At 57.7% G+C, this 24,246-nt stretch carries 15 protein-coding genes; 6 read left to right on the forward strand and 9 right to left on the reverse strand.

The genetic code is table 11. The features are described from left to right. Positions 1-54 precede the first annotated feature (54 nt). Positions 55-1,908, forward strand: coding sequence for a vWA domain-containing protein (locus ACR1XY_RS17020; protein ID WP_480594915.1), 1,854 nt, complete (start codon positions 55-57; stop codon positions 1,906-1,908). 48 nt (positions 1,909-1,956) lie between these two features. Here the strand turns inward: ACR1XY_RS17020 and ACR1XY_RS17025 are convergent, their stop codons facing one another. From ACR1XY_RS17025 to ACR1XY_RS17040, 4 genes are read right to left on the reverse strand one after another with little or no spacing between them, the layout of a single operon-like run. Further along, positions 1,957-2,607, reverse strand: coding sequence for an ABC-type transport auxiliary lipoprotein family protein (locus ACR1XY_RS17025; RefSeq protein WP_480594832.1), 651 nt, complete (start codon positions 2,605-2,607; stop codon positions 1,957-1,959). Continuing rightward, positions 2,604-3,920 carry an MlaD family protein gene (locus tag ACR1XY_RS17030; RefSeq protein ID WP_480594833.1) on the reverse strand — a complete coding sequence of 439 codons (1,317 nt, stop codon included), beginning with the start codon at positions 3,918-3,920 and terminating at the stop codon, positions 2,604-2,606. Before ACR1XY_RS17030 ends, ACR1XY_RS17025 begins: the two co-directional genes overlap by 4 nt. Positions 3,921-3,934: 14 nt before the next feature. Then, positions 3,935-4,741, reverse strand: a complete 807-nt coding sequence (locus ACR1XY_RS17035; protein ID WP_480594835.1) for an ABC transporter ATP-binding protein — start codon at positions 4,739-4,741, stop codon at positions 3,935-3,937. 1 nt (position 4,742) lies between these two features. Then, entirely contained in the window at positions 4,743-5,855 is a 1,113-nt protein-coding gene (locus tag ACR1XY_RS17040; RefSeq protein WP_480594837.1) for an MlaE family lipid ABC transporter permease subunit, read from the reverse strand. Between the two features lie 275 nt (positions 5,856-6,130). Between ACR1XY_RS17040 and ACR1XY_RS17045 the strand changes: the two genes are divergently transcribed. From ACR1XY_RS17045 to ACR1XY_RS17060, 4 genes are all read left to right on the forward strand, one after another. Beyond that, a complete protein-coding gene (locus ACR1XY_RS17045; RefSeq protein WP_480594839.1) occupies positions 6,131-7,663 on the forward strand; it encodes a sulfatase-like hydrolase/transferase in 1,533 nt (510 codons plus the stop codon). A gap of 75 nt (positions 7,664-7,738) precedes the next feature. Then, a complete protein-coding gene (locus tag ACR1XY_RS17050) occupies positions 7,739-9,634 on the forward strand; it encodes a PAS-domain containing protein (RefSeq protein ID WP_480594841.1) in 1,896 nt (631 codons plus the stop codon). Then, a complete protein-coding gene (locus ACR1XY_RS17055; RefSeq protein ID WP_480594843.1) occupies positions 9,634-10,335 on the forward strand; it encodes a response regulator transcription factor in 702 nt (233 codons plus the stop codon). The genes ACR1XY_RS17050 and ACR1XY_RS17055 overlap by 1 nt, the downstream gene beginning before the upstream one ends. A 284-nt stretch (positions 10,336-10,619) precedes the next feature. After that, positions 10,620-12,407, forward strand: a complete 1,788-nt coding sequence (locus ACR1XY_RS17060) for an ABC transporter ATP-binding protein (RefSeq protein ID WP_480594845.1) — start codon at positions 10,620-10,622, stop codon at positions 12,405-12,407. A 61-nt stretch (positions 12,408-12,468) separates the two neighbouring features. On the opposite strand, the gene ACR1XY_RS17065 is transcribed toward ACR1XY_RS17060, so the two are convergent. The 5 genes from ACR1XY_RS17065 to ACR1XY_RS17085 all read right to left on the reverse strand — a co-directional run bounded on the left by ACR1XY_RS17065 (position 12,469) and on the right by ACR1XY_RS17085 (position 22,042). Then, positions 12,469-13,779, reverse strand: coding sequence for an HlyD family type I secretion periplasmic adaptor subunit (locus ACR1XY_RS17065; RefSeq protein WP_480594846.1), 1,311 nt, complete (start codon positions 13,777-13,779; stop codon positions 12,469-12,471). Then, positions 13,763-15,910 (reverse strand): type I secretion system permease/ATPase, encoded by a 2,148-nt coding sequence (locus tag ACR1XY_RS17070; protein WP_480594848.1) that lies wholly within the window; start codon positions 15,908-15,910, stop codon positions 13,763-13,765. Before ACR1XY_RS17070 ends, ACR1XY_RS17065 begins: the two co-directional genes overlap by 17 nt. Next, on the reverse strand, positions 15,907-17,151 hold the full coding sequence (locus ACR1XY_RS17075; protein ID WP_480594849.1) for a TolC family protein: 1,245 nt from the start codon (positions 17,149-17,151) through the stop codon (positions 15,907-15,909). The genes ACR1XY_RS17070 and ACR1XY_RS17075 overlap by 4 nt, the downstream gene beginning before the upstream one ends. Before the next feature lie 106 nt (positions 17,152-17,257). Continuing rightward, positions 17,258-18,076 (reverse strand): SapC family protein, encoded by an 819-nt coding sequence (locus ACR1XY_RS17080; protein WP_480594851.1) that lies wholly within the window; start codon positions 18,074-18,076, stop codon positions 17,258-17,260. Between the two features lie 60 nt (positions 18,077-18,136). Then, the gene (locus ACR1XY_RS17085; protein WP_480594852.1) at positions 18,137-22,042 is read right to left on the reverse strand and encodes an Ig-like domain-containing protein; all 3,906 of its coding nucleotides are present in this window, start codon (positions 22,040-22,042) and stop codon (positions 18,137-18,139) included. 156 nt (positions 22,043-22,198) lie between these two features. On the opposite strand from ACR1XY_RS17085, the gene ACR1XY_RS17090 reads away from it, so the two are divergent. Next, positions 22,199-24,238 (forward strand): dockerin type I domain-containing protein, encoded by a 2,040-nt coding sequence (locus ACR1XY_RS17090; RefSeq protein ID WP_480594853.1) that lies wholly within the window; start codon positions 22,199-22,201, stop codon positions 24,236-24,238. Positions 24,239-24,246 lie beyond the last annotated feature (8 nt).

The raw sequence follows: 24,246 nt of genomic DNA on the forward strand, positions 1-24,246 counted from the left end.
AATATGGAACAGGCGAAAAAAACTTTTGCCCGCGCCCAAGGATCGCGCGACGCCATGCGTCCGACTGTCAAGCGAGGCCTGATGGCCCGCGTGACAGAAGGAGCGAAATCCATGTTGAATGCCCTCTCGCATCGCGGTGCTTTGACCGCGACAACCGCCGTCGCCGCTGTGGCTCTGATTGTGATCCTGCCGCAGACACGGGATTATGTGGTGAACCCGACTTCTTGGACCGAAAGCCGCCGGGCCGAGGCGCCGGTTCAAACGGCGGAAGCGGATCAGGAAGTAGCGGTCGAAAGCGATCTTTTGCAGGACGGCCTGGCGGAACCAGTTTTTGATACGCCAGCGGTGATTGATGAAGCTACTCCGGCACTACCGCTTCCCCAAGACTTAAACAAACGGAAAGCGAATGGTTTGGGTGCCACCGCAGAGTCTATGGCGAGTGCGGGATTGTTCGGCGGCACAACGTCAATTGCGCCTTCGCCTGTTCAGGATGATCGTTATGTAGCCCCCGAACAGAATACCGAAGTTTTCGCCAATGCCGATACCAACCCGCTGAAAGTCACGGCGGAAGACCCGGTGTCGACCTTCTCGATTGACGTTGATACGGCCTCTTACTCGATTGTCCGGTCGTCGCTGATGCACGGCCAGTTGCCGCAGAAAGATGCGGTGCGGGTGGAAGAGATGGTGAACTACTTCCCGTACAACTACCCCGCGCCCGAAGGAGACGCGCCGTTCCGGCCGACCATAACCGTTTCACCAACGCCTTGGAACAACGGTACACAACTGGTCCATATTGGCATTCAGGGCGCGCTTCCGCAGATTGAGAACCGCCCGCCGCTGAACTTGGTCTTTTTGATCGACACCTCCGGGTCGATGCACAACGCGAACAAACTGCCGTTGCTGAAACAATCCTTCCGGCTGTTGCTGTCGGAACTGCGGCCCGAGGATCAGGTTTCGATCGTCACCTATGCGGGCAGCGCCGGACAGGTGTTGGAGCCGACGGCGGCGTCGGAGAAAAACCAAATCCTGTCAGCGCTGGATCAGTTGGAGGCGGGTGGCTCGACGGCTGGACAGGCCGGGTTGCAACAAGCCTATCAGGTGGCGGAAGGCATGGCTGAAGATGGTGAAGTAACCCGCGTCGTTCTGGCCACCGATGGGGATTTCAATGTCGGCTTGTCGGACCCCGAGGCCCTGAAGGATTTTATTGCCCGTAAACGCGACAGTGGCACCTTTCTGGGTGTTCTGGGTTTTGGTCGCGGCAATCTGGACGACGCGACCATGCAGGCTCTGGCGCAGAACGGCAACGGGCAGGCGGCTTATATCGATACACTGGGTGAGGCGCGTAAAGTGCTGGTAGATCAGTTGACCGGAGTCCTGTTTCCGATTGCCAATGACGTCAAGATTCAGGTCGAATTTAATCCCGCGCAAATCGCCGAGTATCGCCTGATCGGATACGAAACCCGTGCCCTGCGGCGCGAAGATTTTTCCAACGACAAGGTGGATGCGGGGGATATCGGCGCTGGCCATACCGTGACCGCGATCTACGAGGTAACGCCCGTCGGCTCGGATGCAATCCGAAATGGTCCGTTGCGCTATGCCGAACAACCGGCAGCCGATGGGACCGACGAAATCGGGTTCTTCAAGATGCGTTACAAACAGCCCGGTGCGACCGAAAGCCAGTTGATTGAGGAACCCATCCTGTCGGGGCAGGGACAGGCGTCCGGGGATGTCCGGTTCTCATATGCCATCGCGGGTTTTGGCCAGCTGCTGCGTGGCGGGGAGTATCTGGGTGGTTGGTCTTACGAGGATGCGATCGCGCTGGCTAATGGAGCCAAAGGTCAAGATCCGTTCGGCTATCGGGCCGAGGCCGTTACCCTGATGCGCCTGGCCGAAACGCTGGTGCAATAACACTAGCCACGGGGCGCTGGCGTCCGTCAGCGCCCCGTTCGCCGGACCCTAGAATTGTCGTGGAGTGTTGGCGGTGTGGGTGTTGATTCTACGCACGCTCCATTCCACTGCATCCCGCATGGTTTTGCCCAGAGCCTCATCAAAAGCCTTAACCAGATCCGGTGTCTGATCGCTGGCCGCGATCACGTATTCCTGAAACGAGTTCGAGGCGATTATCTTGTCTTCAAACTCGTCAATGATCTTAATGTTGATACGCACTTCCACCCTGATGGTTTGGTTGCCGTTAGCATCGCTGATTACTATTCCTTGAAATTCCCGCAGGTCAGGCACGATGACGTAATCCGCACGCAGTCCGACAGTTGATCGGCCAACTGCAGCGACTTTGCCGCTGTTTTCATAGCTTTCGACCAGCAGCGCCTGAACGATCAGCGGGGCCCGATCCACCCAGCGTGCGCGCGGCAGGTACTGAACCTGCAACGGCGTGGGTTGGATAGCGATCTGGTCGGTGTTGACTGCTGCGGTGGCGGTTGGCTCCTGTACAACAATCTGCCTTTGAATGCGCGGCAGCGAGGCAGAAAACGTGCTTTTAGGCGTCAGCAGGTACAGGTCGTTTGGTTTGGAGGCTTGCCGGAGCGTCTCCAAACCTGTGCACCCCCCCAGCGACACAAGGGCAAAAACCACAATAAAAAGCCTGATCATTGACGAAACTCCGATGCCTGGGTTCCAAGTAGGAAGCGCGCTGGATCACGCTCGACCTTGTCCACCAGCCGGTCCAGGCTGATGACCAGTCGCTGTGATTCTTCTACAAAACGCGTGAACTGCGGCAGACCAACCCGCAGAAAGTCCGACAGCTGGCGGCGGTTGGCCTGCACGATTCCGTCAATGGTGCCCAAAAGCTCTGAGGCGGATTGGGAAGCGCTCAGGATATCGTTCGAGATATCGTCCAGCCGTTCGGTGACGTTTTTCACGGTCGAGGACACTTCGTTCGCAGCCGTGCGGATGTCGTTCATCACCGTGCCGATATCTTCGTTTATTACCTCGTTGGCCGAGTCGAATGCGCGTTCTGCCGAGGTCAGAGTACCTTTTGCGGTCTCCATCGCACCGGTAATTGAACCCAGTGTCTTGTTGGCGTTCAGGAAGGTTTCCGAGATCGTTTCCAGGGCCACGTCAGCCTCACCCGACAGGCCGTTCAGGTTTTCGGCCAAAGTCGTCACCCGTTCGATCAGCGGGCGGATATCCTGCTGAATGACACGGTCGGCAGTTTGGATAGTGGTCTTGGCGCTGTCCAAAGCCGCTGTGGCCGTTTCCGAGGCCGTTTTCACGCTGTTCAGTGTATCTGTGCCCGCCGTCAGAGTGCTTTCGGCAGTGTCGGCCAACTCGTCCAGCCGATCTGTAAAATCGCCAAGCTTCTTGGCCGCGCCGCCCAGATCCGATGACAGGTTCTCGAAATCTGTAAGGGTCTTGTTCAGTTTGCCCGACGCCGAAGCGACGTTGTCCAGAATGTCACTGACCGATTTGCGGTTTTTGTCATCGACCACGGCATTGAGGTTTTCAAGTAGGGTGACGGCCTCGTCCAGAACCTTGGGTGCGCCTTCGAACAAGGACTGGATTGCGCTGCGCTTGCTTTTAATCACGCTGTTTTCCGGCAATTTGGTGCCGGTGGATGACCCTCCGGTCAGTTCTACATAGCTGACACCCGTCACGCCCAGAGATTGCAGTTGTGCGATTGTATCCTCGGTCACAGGGATATCAGCGTCGACCTCGAGTTTGACCCGCACTTTTGACGGATCCGTGTCGTCCAGTTGCAGAGAGATCACCTGCCCGACCGGTAGTCCGTTGTAGCTGACGCCACCTGCAGCCGACAGGCCCGAGACATTGTCGAACAGCACGTCATAATAGGCGTATTGCCGCGATACCTCGAATTTCGCAAGCCACAGGAAAAAGCCAAATGCGCCCAGAATACCCGCAAGGGTGAAGGCGCCGATCAGGATATAGTTCGCTCGGGTTTCCATGGCCTCTACCTGTCCTACCCCTTCTCTTGCGCCGCGCGCGCCCGGGGGCCGGTGAAGTATTCCTGCACCCAAGGATGATCGACTTTGGTCATATCTTCAATCGGTCCTTCAACCAGAACGCGTTTTTCCGCAAGAACCGCGATGCGGTCACAAATCGCGTAAAGGCTGTCCAGATCATGAGTGACCATGAAAACGGTTAATCCCAGGGCGTGCTGCAATTCACCGATCAACTCGTCATAGGCCGCAGCCCCAATCGGGTCCAACCCGGCAGTGGGTTCGTCCAGAAAAACGATCTCGGGGTCCAGCGCCAAAGCGCGGGCCAGGGCTGCGCGTTTGCGCATACCGCCGGAAAGCTCCGAAGGAAATTTGCCACAGCTCAGTTGGGGCAGGCCAACAAGGCTGATCTTCAGGCTGCCCAAGGCCTGCATTAGCTTTTCGCTGATCCCGGTATGCTCGCGCAGCGGCGCCATGACGTTCTGCAAAACGGTCAGCGAGGAAAACAGCGCGCCGTCCTGAAAGGCAACACCCCAGCGTTTTTCAATGCGTCGACGCTCCTCTTCGGGGCCGTTCAGCACATCGACGCCCAGCACCTCGATACTGCCGGCAGCAGGTTTGTTCAGCCCGACAATCGTCCGCAGCAACACCGATTTACCGGTGCCCGACCCGCCGACGATACCCAGCACCTCGCCGCGCCAGACATCTAGGTTGAGGTTCTGATGCACCACCTGTGGCCCGAACCGATTGGTCAGGTTGCGGACGCGGATCACCGCCTCACGCTGGGCGTTGGTGTCCGAGGTCTGTTCCAGCACGGTCCCGTCCATGTCAGACGTCCAGCACCGAGAAAAAGATCGAGAACAGTGCGTCTAACGCGATGACCAAGAAGATGGCTTGAACCACCGAGGCGGTTGTTCTCTGGCCGACGCTCTGGGCCGATCCCTTGACCTGCATCGCCTGCCAGCAGGCGATAACGCCGATTACCAGCGCAAAGAACGGGGCCTTGATCATGCCGATGGCAAAGTGCCAGATGCCTGTGCTTTCCTTCAAACGGGTCACGAACATGCCGGGGCTGATGTCAAGATCGATCCAGCTCATCAAGCCGCCACCCAAAAGGGCAGCCATATCGGCAATAAAACCAAGGATCGGCAGCATGATCAGCAGGGCAACGACCCGCGGGATCACCAGCACTTCGATCGGGTCCAGACCCAGCGTGCGCATGGCGTCGATCTCTTCCTGCACCTTCATCGAGCCGATCGACGCGGTGAAGGCCGACCCGGACCGGCCTGCAACGATGATGGCCGTCAGCAGAATGCCCAGTTCACGCAGCACCGAGATCGAGATCAGTTCGACAACAAAAATCTCGGCCCCGAATTGTTTCAGCTGGGTGGCGCCCTGAAATGCCAGCACAACGCCGATCAGAAACCCCATCAGGGCCACAATCGGGATCGCCTTGAACCCGACTTCTTCCATCTGCGACACCAGCGCCGCCCGACGCAGCCGCCATGGCATGAAAATGGTGCGGACAAGGCGATGCAGCGTCAGTCCCAGGAAACTAAGCATCGAGAGCGTGTCTTTCCATGCACCGACCGTGCGCTCACCAATGCTTGCGACCCAATCAACAAAGCTACCGTGTTCGGCCTCGATACCCGGATCGTCGGGTATGTTTTTTGCTACGGTATCAAGTAGCGCGGAATGCGCGGGGCTTAGCCCTTCATACTTGACCTCGGCCCCAACGGTGCGCACCCGGTGCGCCAGGTCGGCAATCAGCCAAGCCCCACCTGTATCAAGAGCCTCGACCATGGACAGGTCAAAGGTGACCTTGCCAACCTGCGGCCTAATCGCCGCGAACGCCTTTTCCACCTTTTCCAGAGATTGGGTCAGCATTTCGCCCGAAATACGCAAGCAGACGCCGTCGGCGTCGTGATCCGAATGTATCATGGGCTGCGTCATGGCGATATGTGATGTGAAACCGCGTTGTCCTGCAACGGATTTTTGCGCCTCACCGGGATTTGTCGCCGCACAATAGCAGTAGTGTGACAGTTTCGGATCGACCGGGCCTCGGCGCGACTGATCGCATATATCAAGCCTGCTTTTCGTTTAAGTTGAGTTTTTTATGCCTGATCAAAACCCCGCATCAGGAAGTGGTTGCCCGAACGGGGGAACCGCGACAAAGATCACACCTGAAATGCTTCGGTGGAATCAGGTTAGGTCACATGCACAAACCCGGAAAAGTCCTGTTCATCATCATTGACCAGTTGCGGGCAGATTGTTTGAACGGAACCCTTGCGGCCCATGTCGATCTGCCGAACCTGCGCGCGTTCATGAATGAGGCCGTAACCTTTGACCGGCACTTTTCGGTGACCAACCCCTGCGGCCCGTCGCGCGCCTCGATCCTGACCGGTCAATACGCAATGAACCACAGGTCAATTCGCAACGGCACTCCCCTTCGGCACGATACGCCAAGCATCGCGAGCGAGATGCGTAAGGCCGGATACCTGCCCATGCTGTTCGGCTATACTGATACCTCTGCCGATCCGCGAGCCTTCGATCCGGGCGACCCGATCCTGAAGTCCTATGAAAACCCTATGGCAGGATTTCACGAAGTCATCGAAATGCGGTTGGAGGAGTCCTATCCCTGGCAGTCGTACCTGATGCAGAAGGGGTACGAGTTCGAGAAATACTGGGATGTCTACAAGCCGGTTTCTCCAAACGGTGGTGCGCCGCGCCTGAACGATCCTGCCCTATATCGGGCCGAAGACAGCGACACAGCCTTTCTGACCGATGCGTTCCTGAGCAACATGGCGCCGTTCAAGGATCAGAACTGGTTCGCTCATCTGACCTATATCCGGCCACATCCGCCTCTGGTCGCGCCGTCCCCATACAATGATATGTACGATCCAGGGTCTTTGCCCCTGCCGACCGGGTTTGCAAATGTGGCCGACGAAAGCGCGATGCATCCTTTCTTTGGTCCCGCGATAGAGAAGCAATCAGCGAAAGACTTCGTCGAAGGGTTTGATACCCTGGACCCGACGCCCGAAAACGCGCGGATGTTGCGCTCGGTCTATCTGGGGCTGGCGACCGAGGTGGATTATCATGTTGGCCGTGTCATCCAATTCCTTAAGGACACCGGTCAATATGACGACACCCTTGTCGTGATCACCGCCGACCACGGAGAGATGCTGGGCGATCGCCACACCTGGGGCAAGATGACGGTTTATGACGCGGCCTATCACACGCCGCTATTCATCCGGATGCCTGGCAATCAGGATCAGGCGGGAACCGTGGTGACCGCGCCGACAGAGTCCATCGACATTACACCGACGATACTCGACTGGGCGGGACTGTCGATTCCGAACGCAATGGATGGGCGGTCCCTGATGCCTTTGCTGCAAGGAGAGGTCCCGGAGGATTGGCGCAGCTATTCGTTTAGCGAACTGGATTTCTCGGCCCCCGAAAAACCGAGCTTGTGGCAACAGCAGCTGGGTACCAGTAACAGCGACTCGTGTCTGGGCATCTTGCGGGATGAGCGGTTTACGCTGGTCGAGTTCGCCGCGGATTTGCCGCCGCTCCTGTTCGATCATCAGGGCAAAGGCGAAATGGAGAACGTTGCGAAAAACCCCGACTATGCCACGGACCTGGCGCGCCTGGGTCGGATGATGCTGCGGCATCGGATGCGTAACATGGATCACACGCTGTCCCTATGTTCCCTGACCTCGGACGGGGCGAAGACCAAACCGCGATATTGACCCAATCTGTCGCGTCCGTCCCCCCTACACCTGTGACAAATCCAATGTTACGCATGTCTTGAGGGGAGGGCGAATTTGGACATTACCGAACAGCACGTAAAAGAGATGACGACCGCCGGTCTGAACCTGATCGGGCAGGCGCTGTCGATCTACGACAGCCAGTTGCGGCTGGTTGTCAGTAACCGACCGTTTCAGGTGATGTTCGATTTGCCGGATGAACTGGTCCGACCCGGGGCGCAGTTCCGGGACACGATCCGCTATCTGGCAGCGCGTGGCGAATACGGCACGGATGCAGACGTCGAAGCCGCCGTGGAATTGCGGGTCCAACAGGCGCTGACCTTTGAGCCGCACTACATGGAACGTGTTCGGGCCGACGGGCGGGTGATTTCGGTCGAAGGAGCGCCGCTGCCCAAAGGCGGTTGGGTTTCGGTCTACACCGATATCACCAACACCAAACAAGCCGAGGCCCTGTTGCGGGCCCGGTCCGAGGAATTGTCGGGCCAGTTGCTGGACAGGGCCGAAGAGCTTTCTGCGACCAACCGAAAACTCGCCGCCACCAACGCCGCGCTGGAAGAGGCCAAGCGCCAGCTGACCGAGATCGAAGCCCGCACGCGCATGACCACCGAGATGATGCCGGCCCATATTGCCCATCTGGACCCGGATGGGCGGTATGACTATTCGAACCGGCGTCTCAGCTCGGTTATGCCGGGCCGCCCGTCTGAAATTCTGGGTATGCATATTTCCAATGCATTGGGCGCTGTGGCCTTCCTGCGTGTAGAACCGCATCTGCAAAAGGCCTATGGCGGCGAAGCCTCGGTGTTCGAATTTACCGAAGATCAGGATTCCCGCCGCATCCGCGTGTCGTTTTCTCCGGATGGCGAGGGCGGAGTCTATGTGATGTCGGTCGATATCACTGAGGAAACCCAGGCGCGTGTTGCCTTGCAGCAGACCCGGCGCCGGGCCATGGCGGCGCAGATGACCAGCGGGTTGGCGCATGATTTTTCAAACCTGCTGACGATCATTCTGGGAATGCAGTCGAGGCTGGAAAAGATGGACCTTTCCGCCGAGGCACATGAGTTGGTGTCCGCCACCCAGCAAACCGCCCGCCGCGGTGGTCAGTTGCTGAACAGGATTGCGGACATGACCGGTAACCGCACCTTTCAGCCAAAAGCAACCGATATGCGTGGCCTGCTGGAGGACCTGCGTGTTCTGGCCTCGCCCTCCCTGCCACGCGGTGTCGGGTTGTCGGTGGTCAACACCCTGCCCGACGAGGCGCTGATGCTGGACCCGGGGATGGTACAGGACGCGCTGCTGAACTTGGTTCTGAACGCACGCGACGCTTGCGGAGGGTTCGGTCAGATCACCATCAGTGCTCATAAGATCGGCGACATTTGGATCGAGATCGCGGTCTCGGATACCGGCTCGGGTTTTTCCCAAGAAGGATTGGAAAAAGCGCTGAATCCGTTCTTTACCACCAAAGGCAGCAAGGGATCGGGCTTGGGTCTGCCCATGGTTTATGACACCGTGAAACTTGCCGGTGGCGACCTGAACCTCCGCAATACTCCTTCGGGCGCAACAGTGGCCATGCGTTTGCCCTATCGTCCGGCGCCGCCGATACAGGAAGGTTTAGTGCTGCTGGTCGAAGACAATGACGATCTGCGCTGGCAATTCCGGGATATGCTGGTCGAACTTGGGTTCTCGGTGATCGAGGCAACATCTGTTGACGAAGCGCTGGCGCTGACGGCGGATATCGACGATATCGTGTTTGTGTTGTCGGATATTCGGCTGGAAGGGCAGGGGACCGGTCTGGATTTGTTGGCACAGCTTAAACCCGCTTTGCCGTGCATTCTGATGACTTCATTGCCCCATTCCGACCCGCTGCACCGGCAGGCCCTGACACTGGCACCCGTGCTGAGCAAGCCCTTTACCCGAGCGCAACTGTCCGCCCTGATCCGAACCGAGGCTGCCTGATGACACAACCACTGGTCACGATTGTAGATGACGAGCCCGAAATCCGGCGCGTTCTGACTGACGCGCTGGAAGAGGCGGGTTTCCGCACTCAGAGCTTCGCCCGCGCGCGAGAATTCGAAGCTGCGCTGAAACGCGTGACGCCGGACGTTTGCCTTGTCGATCTTTCTTTGCCTGACACCGACGGCCTGGCGCTTGTTCACCGGCTGGCGCTGGAACAAGGGGCGGCGGTGATCATTATCTCGGGTCGGGCGCAGGTGCAGGATCGCGTTACCGGGCTGGAACTTGGGGCTGATGATTACATCACCAAACCGTTTGATCCTGCCGAGGTCGTCGCCCGTATCCGGGCAAGGCTGCGTTCCCCGAGAACGCAGGTGTCGCAGTCGGATGTGGCGATTTTCAATGGCTGGACCGCGTATTTTGATCGTTACGTTCTTGAGGATGGTAGCGGAACAGAAATACCGTTTAGCCACGCGGAAGGCGAGGTTTTGCGGTTGTTTCTGGAAAGCCCCAAACGGCTGATTAGCCGGGCTCAGATGCAGGAAGCTCTGGGCGGTGCTGCAGGTGAGAGTTTCGACCGGGCCATGGATGTGCGTATATCCCGGCTTCGGACGAAACTGGGCGAAGACCCTAAAAATCCGCGCCTTATCAAGACGATCTATGGGGCAGGATATATTTTTCTGGGGGATGTCGAGTGGCAATAAAACGCCGATCAGGGTTTGGACGGAAGGTCGCCATTGTTGTCACAATAATGAAATAGGCAAGCAATTACATATTGTTATACGCGAACTGAACCAACAAGGGTTGCACCTGATGTCAACCGGGACACATCGACCTCAATATCTGCGCGCTGCCTATGGATTCTTGGCGCGGTCGCGCATAACTAACAACACCGCGTTCAATCGTCGCCTCAACGGCGCAGCTTGGGAACAAGGTAAGACCGCGACGCTGGCAGGTATCGGAACCGCTGAAGGTTTTGGAGAATAGAATGATCAAAAGAACCTGGGCCAATTGGAAGTCTAGTAATATTGGCCGCTTGCTGTTCGAAAGTCTCCGAAATCAGGGCTGGCTGTACGGGATCGCGATGGTGGCCATGGTTGGGGTCGCCGGAACAACGGCGGGTACCGCGTGGATGATGGAAAACATTGTCAACGCGATGACCGAGCCTGAAATGCGATCCAAGGTCGCACTGATCGCCGCCGCCGTTATTGGACTGTTTCTTGGCAAGGCGCTAGCTTCGTACATTCAGTCGATCTTTCTGGCGCGCGCAGGCAACCGCATTATTGCTGTTCAGCAAGAACGTCTCTACGCAAGGCTGATAAAACGCGGTGTCGGCTTTTTCTCACGTAATGAATCCTCGGGGCTGTTGCTGCGGGTTACGCAGGGTGCGCAGGCGGCCAGAAGGCTGGTAGACGTCGTCGTGACAAGCTTTGTTCGTGACTTGCTGACCCTGGTTGGTTTGGTATTCGTCATGATCTACCAGCAGCCAATGCTTTCAGTGCTGTTTTTCGTCGTTGGCCCGGTTGCGTTGGTCAGCGTGCGCATGTTGTTGAAACGTGTGAAAGCGATCATGCAATCCGAGATGATGGCATTGTCTGAAATCATAAGGGTTCTTCAGGAAACGTCGGGCGGGATCACAATCATCAAGGTTTTTGGCCTTGAAAACCATATGACGAACCGCATGAACGGGGCGATCAGGTCGGTAGAGGAACGGGCGAATTCGATTTCCAAGCTGCAGTCGATCGCCAGCCCCTTGATGGAGTTTCTGGCGGGTCTAGCGATCGCGGGTATTCTGGTAATAAGCACAATCGGCTTCGGAGACAGCGAGCCAACCTCGGCTGGTCAGTTGATGTCATTTATTACGGCTTTGCTGATGGCTTACGAGCCGGCAAAACGCCTGTCGAAGATGCGCGTAGTCATCGAGACCACGCTGGTTCCGATCAGCATGATGTTCGAACTTCTGGACGAAGAAGACCCCATGCGGGAAAGCCCCGATGCCAAAACCCTGGTTGCGGGGCCGGGTGAAATCCGTCTTAAGGACCTTACTTTCGGATATAAGGGGGGCACGCCGGTCATTTCGAATATGAACCTGACCTTTGAAGCCGGTAAGACAACGGCTCTGGTCGGCCAGTCCGGCGGTGGAAAATCGACGATCTTCGGTTTGATCATGCGGTTTTACGACCCCGATTCCGGGACTGTCGAGATTGATGATCAGGACTTGCAGGGCGTGACTTTTGCCTCACTACGTCAGAAGATATCTTATGTCGGCCAGGAAACTTTTTTGTTCTCGGCCTCGGTTTTGGATAATCTGAGGTTTGCGCGCCCGGATGCCACCAATGAAGAAGTGATGGAGGCAGCACGTGCTGCCCATGCGCATGACTTCATCAGCAAGTTGGAATATGGCTACGATACGCCGGTCGGAGAGAATGGTGCGTTTTTGTCCGGGGGACAAAAACAGCGGCTCGCCATCGCCCGCGCAATTCTGCGCAAATCGGAAATCCTGTTGCTGGACGAAGCCACCAGTGCCCTCGATGCGGAATCCGAGACGCTTGTAAAAAAGGCTTTGGACAGGCTGACCGAGAATGTAACGACCATTGTTATCGCCCACCGGCTGTCGACCGTGCTCGAGGCGGACAAAATCGTCGTCATTCAGGAGGGCGAAGTCCTTGAAGAAGGCAATCTTGAAACCCTGATCGAGAAGGACGGGGTGTTCCGTCAGTTGTTCGACCACCAGTTCAAACAACCGGTGTCCGAAAGGGTAACCTCTCCGCAATAGCGTTTGGGCGTCAGAGCGACCCGGTCGGCAGATGCAAGGCCTGTACCGATTGTAGAGGTACCTATTCTCGCAAAGCTCTGTCCTTGATTTTGACTACGGGCTGCAGCAGGTATTCGAATACCGTTTTGCGGCCCGAAAGGATATCGACTTCGGAAATCATACCGGGGATGATTTCGACGGCGACACCATCGGCATCCAGCATCGCATTGCTGGTTTCAATCTCAACGACGAAAACCTCCTCGTCATTTCGCTCGGGCCGGGTGATTGTGTCGGCACCGATACGAGTAATCTGGCCGTCCAGCGCACCATATCGGGCAAAATCATAGGCGGTGATCTTGACCTTGACAGACTGTCCGGCATGCAGGAATGCGATGTCTTCCGGTCGAACGTATGCTTCGACTAGCAGTGTGTCATTCAAGGGTACGATTTCAACAAGTTCCTCACCGCCGCGGGCCAACCCCCCAATTGTGCTGCGATGTACCCGGTTGACGATGCCACGCACCGGAGACCGCACCTGCGCCCTGTCGGCCCGATCCCGAAGTGCGGGCAAAACCGGCTGCAATGTCGCAAGTTCGGTGGTTGCCATCGCCAGATCGGTTAGCGCGGCGCTGCGAAATCGGCTGCGGGTCGCGCGGATGCGGTCGTCTATCTCGTCCAAACCAGTCTTTAGCCTGTTGGTCGCGGCAACAGCCCGGGTTTTCCGGCCTTCCCACTCGGCCATACCGCGGCGTAGCGTTAAAAGCGTTGTTGCGGGCTCCATCCGTTTTTCCACCAGAGGTTCCATCATCGCGCGCTCTTCCGCTAAAAGCCTGAGCGTTTCGTCGGCGGTGATCCGATCCACAAGGCCTTCTTCGTATTCCTGCTGCCTTTGTTGGCGTTGACGATCCAAGATGGAGATCTCTGCCTGAAGCTCGGTTTGCCGTCCCTTATACAATGCGGTCTCCGATCGCACGACTTCGGGCGCGCCTTTGATCAGGTCAGGTGAAAAACTCAGAGCACTACCGTCGATTTCCGCCTGCAATCGTTGCGTTCGCGCCATTAGGCCGAAGGCGCGCTGTTGTTCCTGACTGAATTGGCTGTCGATTTGAGTTGTGTCGAACTCCATCAACAACGTGCCCTTGTCGACCACCTGTCCTTCGCGAACTTTCAAAGACTGCAGAACTCCGGGTTCCGTGGCTTCGATCACCTGAATGTCAGCTGAGGGAACAATCCGCCCGTCCACACGGGTCACGTCATCCAACTCAGTCAGATGCGCCCAAAGGCCTAGTGCGATCAGGCACGAGGAGATCACTAGTAAAAGCAGGGATCCACGTATCGGTGAACGCCCGCGCATCTCGCGCGCGAGGGTGGCGAGGTCAGGATGTCGCGACATTCAGATGCCTCCCTGCCTTGCGGGCGTGTTGAGTGAGCATACTCTTGGGTCCGTCGGCGGCCACGCGTCCGCCTTCGATCACGATGACACGGTCCACCAATTCCAACAGGCTGGTGCGATGTGTGATGATGACCATCGTGGTGTCCTGCGTTGACTGCTTCAGACGACGGATCACCTCAGCTTCGGTTTTGACGTCCATCGCACTGGTCGGTTCATCCAACAGAAGAATCGGGGGCCGTCCAATCAAGGCCCTGGCAAGCGCAATGGCCTGTCTTTGTCCACCAGATAGACCTTCGCCGCGCTCGGCCAGTTTCAGATCGTAACCGTTGGGATGACGGGCGACAAAATCTTCAACTCCGGCTACCTTGCCTGCGCGGATCAGGTCCTGATCGCGCGGTCTGACAGTGCCGCTCCTTATGTTTTCGCGTACGGTCCCGGAAAACAGCCAGATGTCCTGCAATACGGACCCGACATTGCGACGCAGATCACCCGGATCAATTTGGCGAATATCCACGCCATCCAGCATCACCGATCCGGTTCGCGGCTCATATAGCCCAAGCAGCAGGCGCGAGATTGTGCTTTTTCCGGAACCAATCGGACCCAAAATCGCAACCTTTTCACCAGGCTCGATCGAGATTGACACCCCCGCCAATGTGTCCTCGGTGTGATCCGGATAGGCGAAGTGGACATTCTTGAATCTGATGCGCCCGTCGAAGCTGTTTCGGCTGATCCAGCTGTGCCCACGAGGTCTTTCGCTTTCGGCCTGCATCAGTGCGTTAAGGTTGCGATACGCGCTGCGGGCCTGGTTGACACGGGTCAGGGTCTGGGCAAGCTGTCCCAGAGGTGCCAGTGCACGACCGGTCAACATCACTGAAGCAACCAGAGCCCCCATGCTTGCCTGACCATCCGTAATCAAAAACACGCCGTAGAAAACGATCAGAACCTGTGCCGCCTGCTGGGTGAACCCGGTCAGGTTCAGGGCGAACTGCGTCACCATACGGCTGCGTGCACCATGCGAGGATTGGCGTTCAATTGCGCTTTCCCAGCGGGTTCGCATTGGCCTGGCAGCTGCCGTGGTCTTGATCGTCTCAAGCCCCGAGACGGTTTCCACCAAAACAGATTGCTTGGACTGGCCATCGGAAAAGCTCTTCTCGGCCAGACGCGACAATACCGGCTGCACGGCCACCCCGGCCAGTAATACGATCGGAACCGCAAGGGCAGGGATCAGGGCCAGCGGCCCGCCGACCAGATGGATGACAAACACAAACAGCGCAATGAAAGGAAGGTCGACCAATGCAACCAGTGTTGCCGAGGTAAAGAACTCTCGCAGGGTTTCGAACTCGCGAACGGTGCTTGCCATGGCACCCGTAGATCCTGTGCGAGACTTCATGCGGATGTTCAGCACCTGGTCGAAAACGCGCCGCCCCATCTGCATGTCGGCCTTTTGTCCGGCGCGATCGATGAACCCGGCGCGCAACAGTTTCAAAAGAAAATCAAACCCCAGGGCAAGGGCGACACCCGCAGTTAGGGCTATCAGAGATTCTGTAGCTTCGTTTGGCAGTACGCGGTCATAGACGACCATAATGAAAATAGAGGTGGAAAGGCCCAGTAAATTCGCGAGCGCCGCGGCCAGGAGTACTTGCGTATAGGACCATTTGTTCGCCGCCATCGCCGACCAGAACCAATGATCGGATGCGGGAACCTCACAGCCCGGGACCTCGGCCCGATGGTTCCGACGAAACAGGATTGCGAATCCGGTATAAGTGCGGCTCAGTTTGTCCTGGGACACTTCGCCGATCCCGTCCCCGAGGTTTGGATCGAAAACCAGTAGATTGCCGTCCCGTGTTCGACCGTGGAAAACAACGGCTTTGTCATCCTCCAGAATCAGCAGTGCAGGTGATAGGATTGTGTCAAAGTCCTGCAACCTGCGTTTGCCATACCCGGCTTGCAATCCAGCATTTTGCGCCACTTCAATGGCGTGGCGAAGGGTAAGTTCATCTGATGCGCCGGTTTGCACGGCGTGCAGGGCGGCCACTGTCAAGGGGCGGTCCAGTTGGGCTGCGACATGCAACAGACAAGCTTCGAGGGGAGTGAGTGAAGGCGTGCGTGGAATAGGCAGAAGCTGTGTCATAGGTCGTCGTTCCACTTCACCGTTGAGACACCCAGCAGATCGAGAATGTCACCGGTTAAACTCAGCGCAGCGTAGTTGGTCAGGAAAAAGTTCTGCTCGGCCAGGATCAACCTTTCCTGAGCGTTCACATAGTCTCTCTGTGCGTCAAGAATCTCAATCAGGCTGCGCCTGCCGATGGTGAACTGTTCGCGTGCCGCGGTAACACTTGCGGCGTTGGCTTGCACTGCAACGCGGGCTGCCTGCAGACGCACTGCGCCAGCTTGCTGGTCGGAGCGGACGAATTCCAACTCACGGCGAATGTCCCGGATAACCGAGTCCCGCGTGAACTCAGCCTCTTTGACCTGTGCTTCGGCCGCCGCGATTGCGGCCCGGCGTTGCCCCGTACTGTCGATTTCGTAGTTGAACGACAGATCCACGCCAAAATTCGCGTCGTCGCTGTCATCCCGATCGGCAAAAGCGGCGATTTCAACGCCGGGCTGACGGCGCGCATGGGCGGCTGCCTGTTCTGCCTTTGCTGACAGCAGGGCTGCATCCGCCCGCCTGACCTGAGGGCTGTCCATCACGATCTGCGAGTCGGTTCGCGAAAGTTTAGGAGCCGTGACAGGTGACGGAAGTTCCCCGGGGGCTGAGCCAAAGTACTCACGATATTGGGCGTCTGCTCGGTCTAAACGCGCTTTGGCATCTGCCAGCCGCGTCTGTGCATCCGCCATCCGAGATCGTGCCGTCAGAACATCAGCATTTGATCCCGCGCCCTGCGTTGCGCGTTCCGTGATCTGACGCACCATATCTTCATGAACTGCGACATTTTGGGTCGAAATATCCAGAATTTTTCGCCGGTCCAGAACCACGACATAGGCCTCGATCGCCGACAGCGCCACCGCTGATGCCGTTTGCACCTGATCTCCACGGCTTTGCAACACGCGCGCCTTTGCTGCTGCCAGATCATTCGACGCAGCGCCACCGTCGTACACCAATTGCGAGATGCGCAGATACGGAGTGACATCGGCAATATTGGACTCTATGCGTTCAGAACGGGCGTTTACGCCAACGTTGAGCCGGGGCAGAAACGCTCCCTTGGCGGCATCTTCGTTGGCTGCGGCAATCTCCAGCCGTGTCGCACTTTGTGCCAGATCAGGGTTTGTTTCCACGGCGGCTCTGATCCGCTGGCCAAAGGCGCTCTGCGTCAGCCGGGGTGCAGGTGTGTTTGCACCGGCCCCGACGGATCCGCTGGACAGGGACATCTCAACCCCTGTCAAGTCGGGCTTAGGCGTACAGGCCGATAACACTGCGGCGAAGAGGATATAAGGTGCAATTCCGAGACTGCGATTGAGTATTGGCATAGGTGTTTCACACCCCACTGGTTCCGAGGACATCGTCATTCTGCGCGTTGGCCATTGCACAAAGGAAATCGGAAATATCTGAATTTTCGGTGTATTTCTTTAGTGAGTTTTGCTCTTCAAGCTGTTGTTCTACGCGTGCCAGCCACGCTAAATGGCAAAGCGAGATCTGGTGGGCGTGGATCAGCAGAAAGGCATCCGCTTCGACCAGTTCCAGTTTTTCAGCCTGAGTTAGTTTCTTTAAACGATGGGTTGATATGGACAAAGTCCCAGCGGGCAAAGTGGTCCCGTCGAGGGGTTCAGCGGGTTCAAAAAGCCCCATAGTCTTGATTGTCTGGCAAAGTTCCAGCGTCGCCTCACGGGCTGCAACGCGGGTTTGAAGAAAGCTTCGCACATCGCGCAATTCTGGCGACAAATCCCCGGAAGCGTCAAAGAAGGACTCGTCTCTCGGATTGGTGCTTAGCAGCCCGGATGATTCATCCACGTTCAGCTGAAACAGGGCGGATCCGTTAGACGTTTTTTCTCCAAGGGGCAGGGCCTGAAACGGATGGCATCGCAAGCTGGATGGAACATAGGCCGCCAACCACTGCCCCTGTCGTGATACGAAAGGGGTGGGCATATCGTCTGACAGGGACAAAATGGCCCTGGGTTCAACATCTTCGCCGGTTTCTCTGAACATTATCGGAAAGGTGGCGGCAATCTGCGGAACTTCCCGGAATACAATCGCACATTCGGTGCGATTGGCCGCAAATTCGTAAGAGGTGAAACGTTTCCAGTATCGATGCCCGTGCCGGGCGGCGGTGACAGGAACCAGGCCATTCTGCGCCATTACTGCTCCATGTTTAACAGGATGGCTGCCGGTCGTCGTGATCGGCAGCCGTTTGGTTGCTTAAGCCGTTGCCCCGGTTGGGTCGGTGTGCAGGATGTTGTCCGCGCTAAGGTCGGTCAGATCATCTAGCCCAGTGAATTGGGCGACGGTTTCAACCAACGCTGAGTTTGGAGCGCTGTAGTCGACCTTGACCAACACACTGTCAGCACCGTCCGTTGCCATAACGTAGATCTCGTCACCCGCTTGTAGGCCGGCAAAGCTTTCGACGGCGGTTTCGATCGAGTTTTGGGACAAATCGCCTAAAACCGTTGTCAGGCCAACGACACCGGTATCCGAGCCAATCGCATCACCTACTGCCAGGGTTTCGACATCCGTTCCGTTACCGCGCAGCGTTCCGACGCTCAGGCCGCTGAACGTAATGGCATCCGTAACCTCGGCTGCCGGGCCAATTGTGAATCCTGTCACCATGTCGATACCGTTGGCCGCCAGGTCGGCCTCGAACACGACAATGTCTCGCCCTGCAGCCGAGACATCAATCGCATCGCTGCCATCCTGCCCGCGGATGATGTTGTCGACGTCGGTTGCGACCAGCGTGTCATCACCATTGGTACCGAGTTGGAAGACGGAATACCCGCCAACAGAAGTCGCGATCGTCAGCTCAATGGGTTTGCTTGCATCGACGACCGTCATGTCGAAGGTCATCACGGGCTGGCTCAGGTCAATGACGGGGTTGACGCCATCGGGGATACCGGAGATGCCGGAGTAACGGATCACTGAGGCCCCGTCCGGGTTGGCAACCAAACTAATGAGACCACTACCGCGGACCTCAGACCCGAGGTCGTAGGTCGCAACGGAAGGGTCGAAGCCCAGATTCATAGCCAAGGCGAAGCCGCCTGAAATATCCGTGTCTGGATCCGCGTAGACCTCGAAGGTCACCGTGTTCCCGGAAATCCCAGCCTGAGTGATGACATAGGCTGCTGGTTCGTGTGCGGTGTTCTCGTCGGTTGCGGTTACAGGGTTCGGCCCATCGGAAACCGTTGCATCTGCTGAGAAGTCAAGGGAGTCGCCCGCGTCGATGCTCGAGAATTCCGATGCTGGGACGGCCAAAGACCAGCTGCCATCGACGGCCACAGTCGCGCTGCCAATCGGGCTTCCGTTGAGGAAAACATCCACCGCCTGGCCGACGCTCAGGCCGGTCGAAGTTCCCGAAATTGTCACACCAGATGCTTGAGCATCAGCTAGCGATATAGCGCTGTTCGTGCCGACAGGGCTCACGGTCAATACTGGTCGGAAATCCGTCGTCAGCATAGTCGTAGCCGATGTCGCCGGGTTACCAGCCTGATCGGTAACGCTGGCCGAGATCGGATAGCCGGTGCTGTCCGACAGAGCGGCCAGATCGACTGAGGGGACAGTTGCCGACCAGGAACCGCCTGAAGCGGTGCCTGTGTATGTATGGCCGTTTAGGGTGACGGACACAGTTTGCCCATCCTCGGCGCTGGTTGCGCCCGTGATCGTCAGGTCGCTTCCTTGTTCGGTCACGTCCAGCTCGGAGCCCACGGATAGGGGATCGAGTGTAACGGTCGGAGCAGTGAAATCGGTGTCAAAACTTGCACTATTTTGGGCGCTGTTGCCCGCTGCGTCCGCTACCAAAGCATCGACATCATACGAGACCCCATCCTGAAGCGCGCCCAAGTCCGAGGCTGGGGCCGTGTAGCTCCAAGTGCCGCTGTTGACCGTGGCGGTGCCGGTGACATCCACTGTTCCGTCGGGGCGGGCGATTTCGACCGTCACCACTGTGCCATCTGCGGCGTCAGAGGTGCCGGTTATGACCAGGTCGGTGCCCTGTTCCGCAGCGTTCATGACCGCACCATCCGACAGGTTTGTGATGTTCACCGTTGGCGCAGTGAAGTCTGTATCAAAACTGTCGCTGGCCTGGATCGCCGGGTTTCCTGCCTGATCGGCAACATCTGCGGTGACCGCAATGGTGGCCCCGTCCGACAGGGCTGCCAGATCTGCGGCAGGAACGGTAACTGACCACGCGCCACCGGATGCTGCGCCGGTGTAGGTTTGACCGTTCACAGAAACAGTCACGGTCTGACCATTCTCGGCAGTGGTGGAACCTGTGATGGTCAGGTCCGTGCCCTGCTCAGCTGCGTTCAGCACGGCACCATCCGAGAAGCTGTCGATTGAAAGCGTCGGTGCGGTCGCATCCTTGCCCAGTGGTACATTGACCTGAGGCGCCGCCAGACCATCGGCGTCCGAAACGTCCGCAGTCACGGTAAAACTCCCTCCGTCAGGTAGGGCTGCCAGATCTGCGGCCGTGACGGTCACACTCCAAGTGCCGCCTGACACGGTATCGGTATAGGTTTGACCGTTCAGGTTTACTGTGACCTGCTGGCCGTCCTGTACATTGCCGGTCGTCCCAGAGATCGTCAGGTCAGCCCCCACTTCAACAGCGTTCAGAACCGCGCCGACGGATAGCGGAGAGATGGTGACTGAAGGGCCAGTCAAATCAACCGGGACGGATACCGAGGCTGGGACTGAGATGTTGCCAGCCGCATCGGAGACAGTCACGTTGAACGCGGCTGGCACGCCGGTCGACAGGCCAACGAGATCTGTGTTGGGGATCGTTACGCTCCAGCCGCCGCCGGTGGCAGTTGTCGAATAGGTTTGACCACCAAACGTCACGGTAACAGGCCGACCGTCAAGCGCTGTGGTCGATCCCGTAAGTGTCAGGTCGGCGCTGACATCGATCAACTCAATCGATCCGCCGGCAACCGGGTCCAGCGAAATCGTCGGAGCGGTAAAATCCGTCTCGAAACTGGCATCGGCTTGTGTCGCCGGATTGCCCGCCTGATCGGTGACGTCAGCGGTGACGGCAATCGTTGCGCCGTCTGGCATGACAGCCAGCCCTGCGGCGGGCACAGTTACGCTCCATTGTCCGGCGAAAGCCGTACCTTCGTAGGTTTGCCCGTAGAGGGAGACGGTGACGGTTTGTCCGTCTTCGGCCGTTGTTGTTCCGGTAATGGTCAGATTGGTGGCCTGTTCAGCCGCGTTCATCACCACGCCGTCGGAAAACCCTGAGATCGTCAGGGTTGGGGGGCTAGTATCCACGTCGAATGCGACCGTCTCAGACGACAGTTCTGTACCCTCAGCATCGAGATTTCGAATGGTCACGGTTTGCACACCCTGCGGTAGGCTGGCTGCTTCGCCCGGTGTCAGTGAAACGCTCCAGGACCCGTCATCTTCGGGCGTAACGGTCTTTGTGACCGAGCCAATGGTTACTTCCACCGTTTCCGTACCTTCCGGCGTGGCGAGGTTCATGTTGGCGCTGCTCAATGTGTTGGCTTGCGAGCCCGCCAGGTTGAGAACGGGGTAGCTGGGGGTAGGTGAAGGCGCAGGCGTAGGGGCGACATCGTCGCCCCCTCCACCACCGCCGCCGCCGGCAGCGGCAGCGGCACCCGCCAGACCCAGACCACCCAAAGCAGCCCCGGTTCCGCTGATTCCCCCGATTGCGGCGGCGCCGCCAGCTTCGGCCAGGCTGAACTGAGCAATCTCGGATACAACGTCCTCGGCAATCATGACAGCACCGCTGTCCAGCACCTGTACGTTTTCGGCGGCAACAACCAGTTTTCGACCATCGGCCAGTTTCAGAAGAACGTCGCCATTGTCCAGCAGCTTGACCGAACGCACCCCGGGAATCGTTTCTGCGAACTGAAAGGCATAAAGCTCTTCAATAGTGGCCTGCGCCAAGGCAGGCAGGGCCAGAACCGCAGATCCGATCCCACCAGCAATGCCACGGCCGGCCCAACGGCGCATTTTTCCGTCGATCCACTTGCGGATGTTCTGTTTACGCTCAAAATCGGGCTGACCACCAGCCGGATTGATCTTGGTTTCAGGTTCTTTGGTCATCTTGCCCTCACATGTGGTTTCCGCACCGGCCCGAGGGGTCGAGGTTTTGTTCATCTGTCTTTCCCTTCGGTGAATCATGCGGTCGGACCAGAAAAAATTGAGTTAAACTGAAGCCGAACTCCTCGTTTTCTCCACATTCCCGCTTTGGTTTCGCACTGGGCATCGGATCATCCTGTAGTTGGTGCCAGATTTGGCGTGGGGTGATTTGATATGGTGCTTCAGTTCGAAGGCGTGGTTGCAACAGGGAGCACAGCGCTCGATTCAGGTATCGGCGATACGGCTTTAAAAACGCTTAATGGCGAAACGTATCTGTTCAGCGTGACCGGTCCGGGCGGTGGGATTGCGGTGTGGAAACTGGTCGAAGGCGCTCTGCCGCAGTTGCAGGACACCGAGTACTTCAGTGGCACGATCACGTATCAGGTCGGTAACAGCGCCTTACCCGTGGTGCTGGCCGGCGACGATCAGCTTGTTCTGGATGTGCGTACGGCGACAGGGCTGGTCGGATATGAGATCAATCCAAACGGGACCGTGGGCGCTTTGCAGGAAACCGACTCGCTGGTCGGTGGCGGGGATATCTCGGCCATTGCTCAGTTCGGCGGCGTGCTGACTATTGCGCATGAGGGAACAGGGCAGATCTCGACCTATACCGTGAACGGGGATGGTTCGCTGAGCTCGGCAGCTTCGGTCACAGGGCAGGCTGACTCGATGCAGGTGTTGCAGGTCGGGGCAGTCCAATTCGTGATCATGGCCGATTCTGTCAGCAACACGATCGGCACTTACAACGTCGATCAGGATACCGGCGCCCTGACCGCGGTGGATAACAGCGACGCGCTGGCGACACTGGGAATTGCGACGCCGACGGCAGTCGAGGTGGTGCAGGCTTTCGGCCAATCATGGGTTGTTGTGGCTGGGGCGGACAGCAACTCGCTCAGCGTGATGGAATTAACGGTCGATGGGCGCCTGATTGCAACCGACCACGTTCTGGATTCGTTGCATACACGGTTTGAAACTGTGCAGGATCTGGCCGTGATCGAAGCCGATGGACATGCGTTTGTCGTGGCGGGCGGTGGCGATGATGGTGTTACCCTTTTTGCCCTGACACCGAATGGCCAGCTGGTGTATTTGGACAGTTTTGCCGATACCGTGCAAAGCGGCCTGCAAAACGTCGAAACGCTAAGTGTCGCTCATGTCGGGAACGAGCTGCAAATTCTCGTCAGTTCGCAACAGGATGCGGGACTGACACAGATCAGCGTTTCAATCGATGATCTGGGTAACGTGCGGGACGGGTTCGGTACGGTTACCGGGTCGGCGCAGAACGACATACTCAGCGGCAACATCCTAGAGACCACTCTGGTGGGAGGGGCAGGGGATGACATTCTGATCGCGGGTGTCGGGGCGACCACGATGGATGGCGGAACCGGGGCGGATATCTTTGTCATGCAATATGGTAGCGACCCAACAACCATTAACGGTTTCCAGGCAGGGGTCGACCGGTTAGACCTGTTCGACTATCCGCTGTTGCGCAGTCCCGGACAGTTGGAATTTACCGCCACCGTGCAGGGAGCGCAAATCAAATACATCGACGAGGTGGTCGTCATCAACTCCGCGACCGGAGGGCCCCTGACCAGCGCGGACGTGTTCGGAGCGGGGTTTGGCGGGCCGGATCACATCCCGGTGGATTTCGGAGATTTCGGTGGGCTGGACCCAGGCAGTTCGGACGGCGTTTTGGGCGATATCTCGATCAACTCGGAAACCGCGAATCCCGGCCTGTCAGACGCCGAGATTCGCTTTACCCCGGATGGAGGCGGAACCATCAGCGTTCGTGCGGATGATGAAGGGCGTTTTGATCTGGGTTTGCCCTCAGGCACGTTTGAGGGTGAGTTGGATATCGTCAAAACCTATTCGCTGGCCAGTGACAAAATCTCGGCACTGGATGCCTTGCAAGTTTTACGGATCTCAGTCGGGCTCGACCCGACATGGGGGACTGCGACGCCGGAAAACCTGATCGCAGCAGACGTCAATCAGGATGGAACGGTCAATGCTTTCGACGCCTTGGCTATCCTTAAGCTATCTGTCGGTCTGCCGACGGGGCATGACGCGGGATGGGTTTTCCTGGACAAGAACGCAGACCTGTCCGGCATCACAGAGACAAATGTCAGTTACGAAACCGGCGTAAACGTCACGGTAGTCGACAACGTGATTGCCACAGACATGACCGCGATCCTGTTGGGGAACATCGAGCAGATCTGAAAACAACC

It is taken from the genome of Ruegeria sp. AD11(2025) (assembly GCF_056542405.1).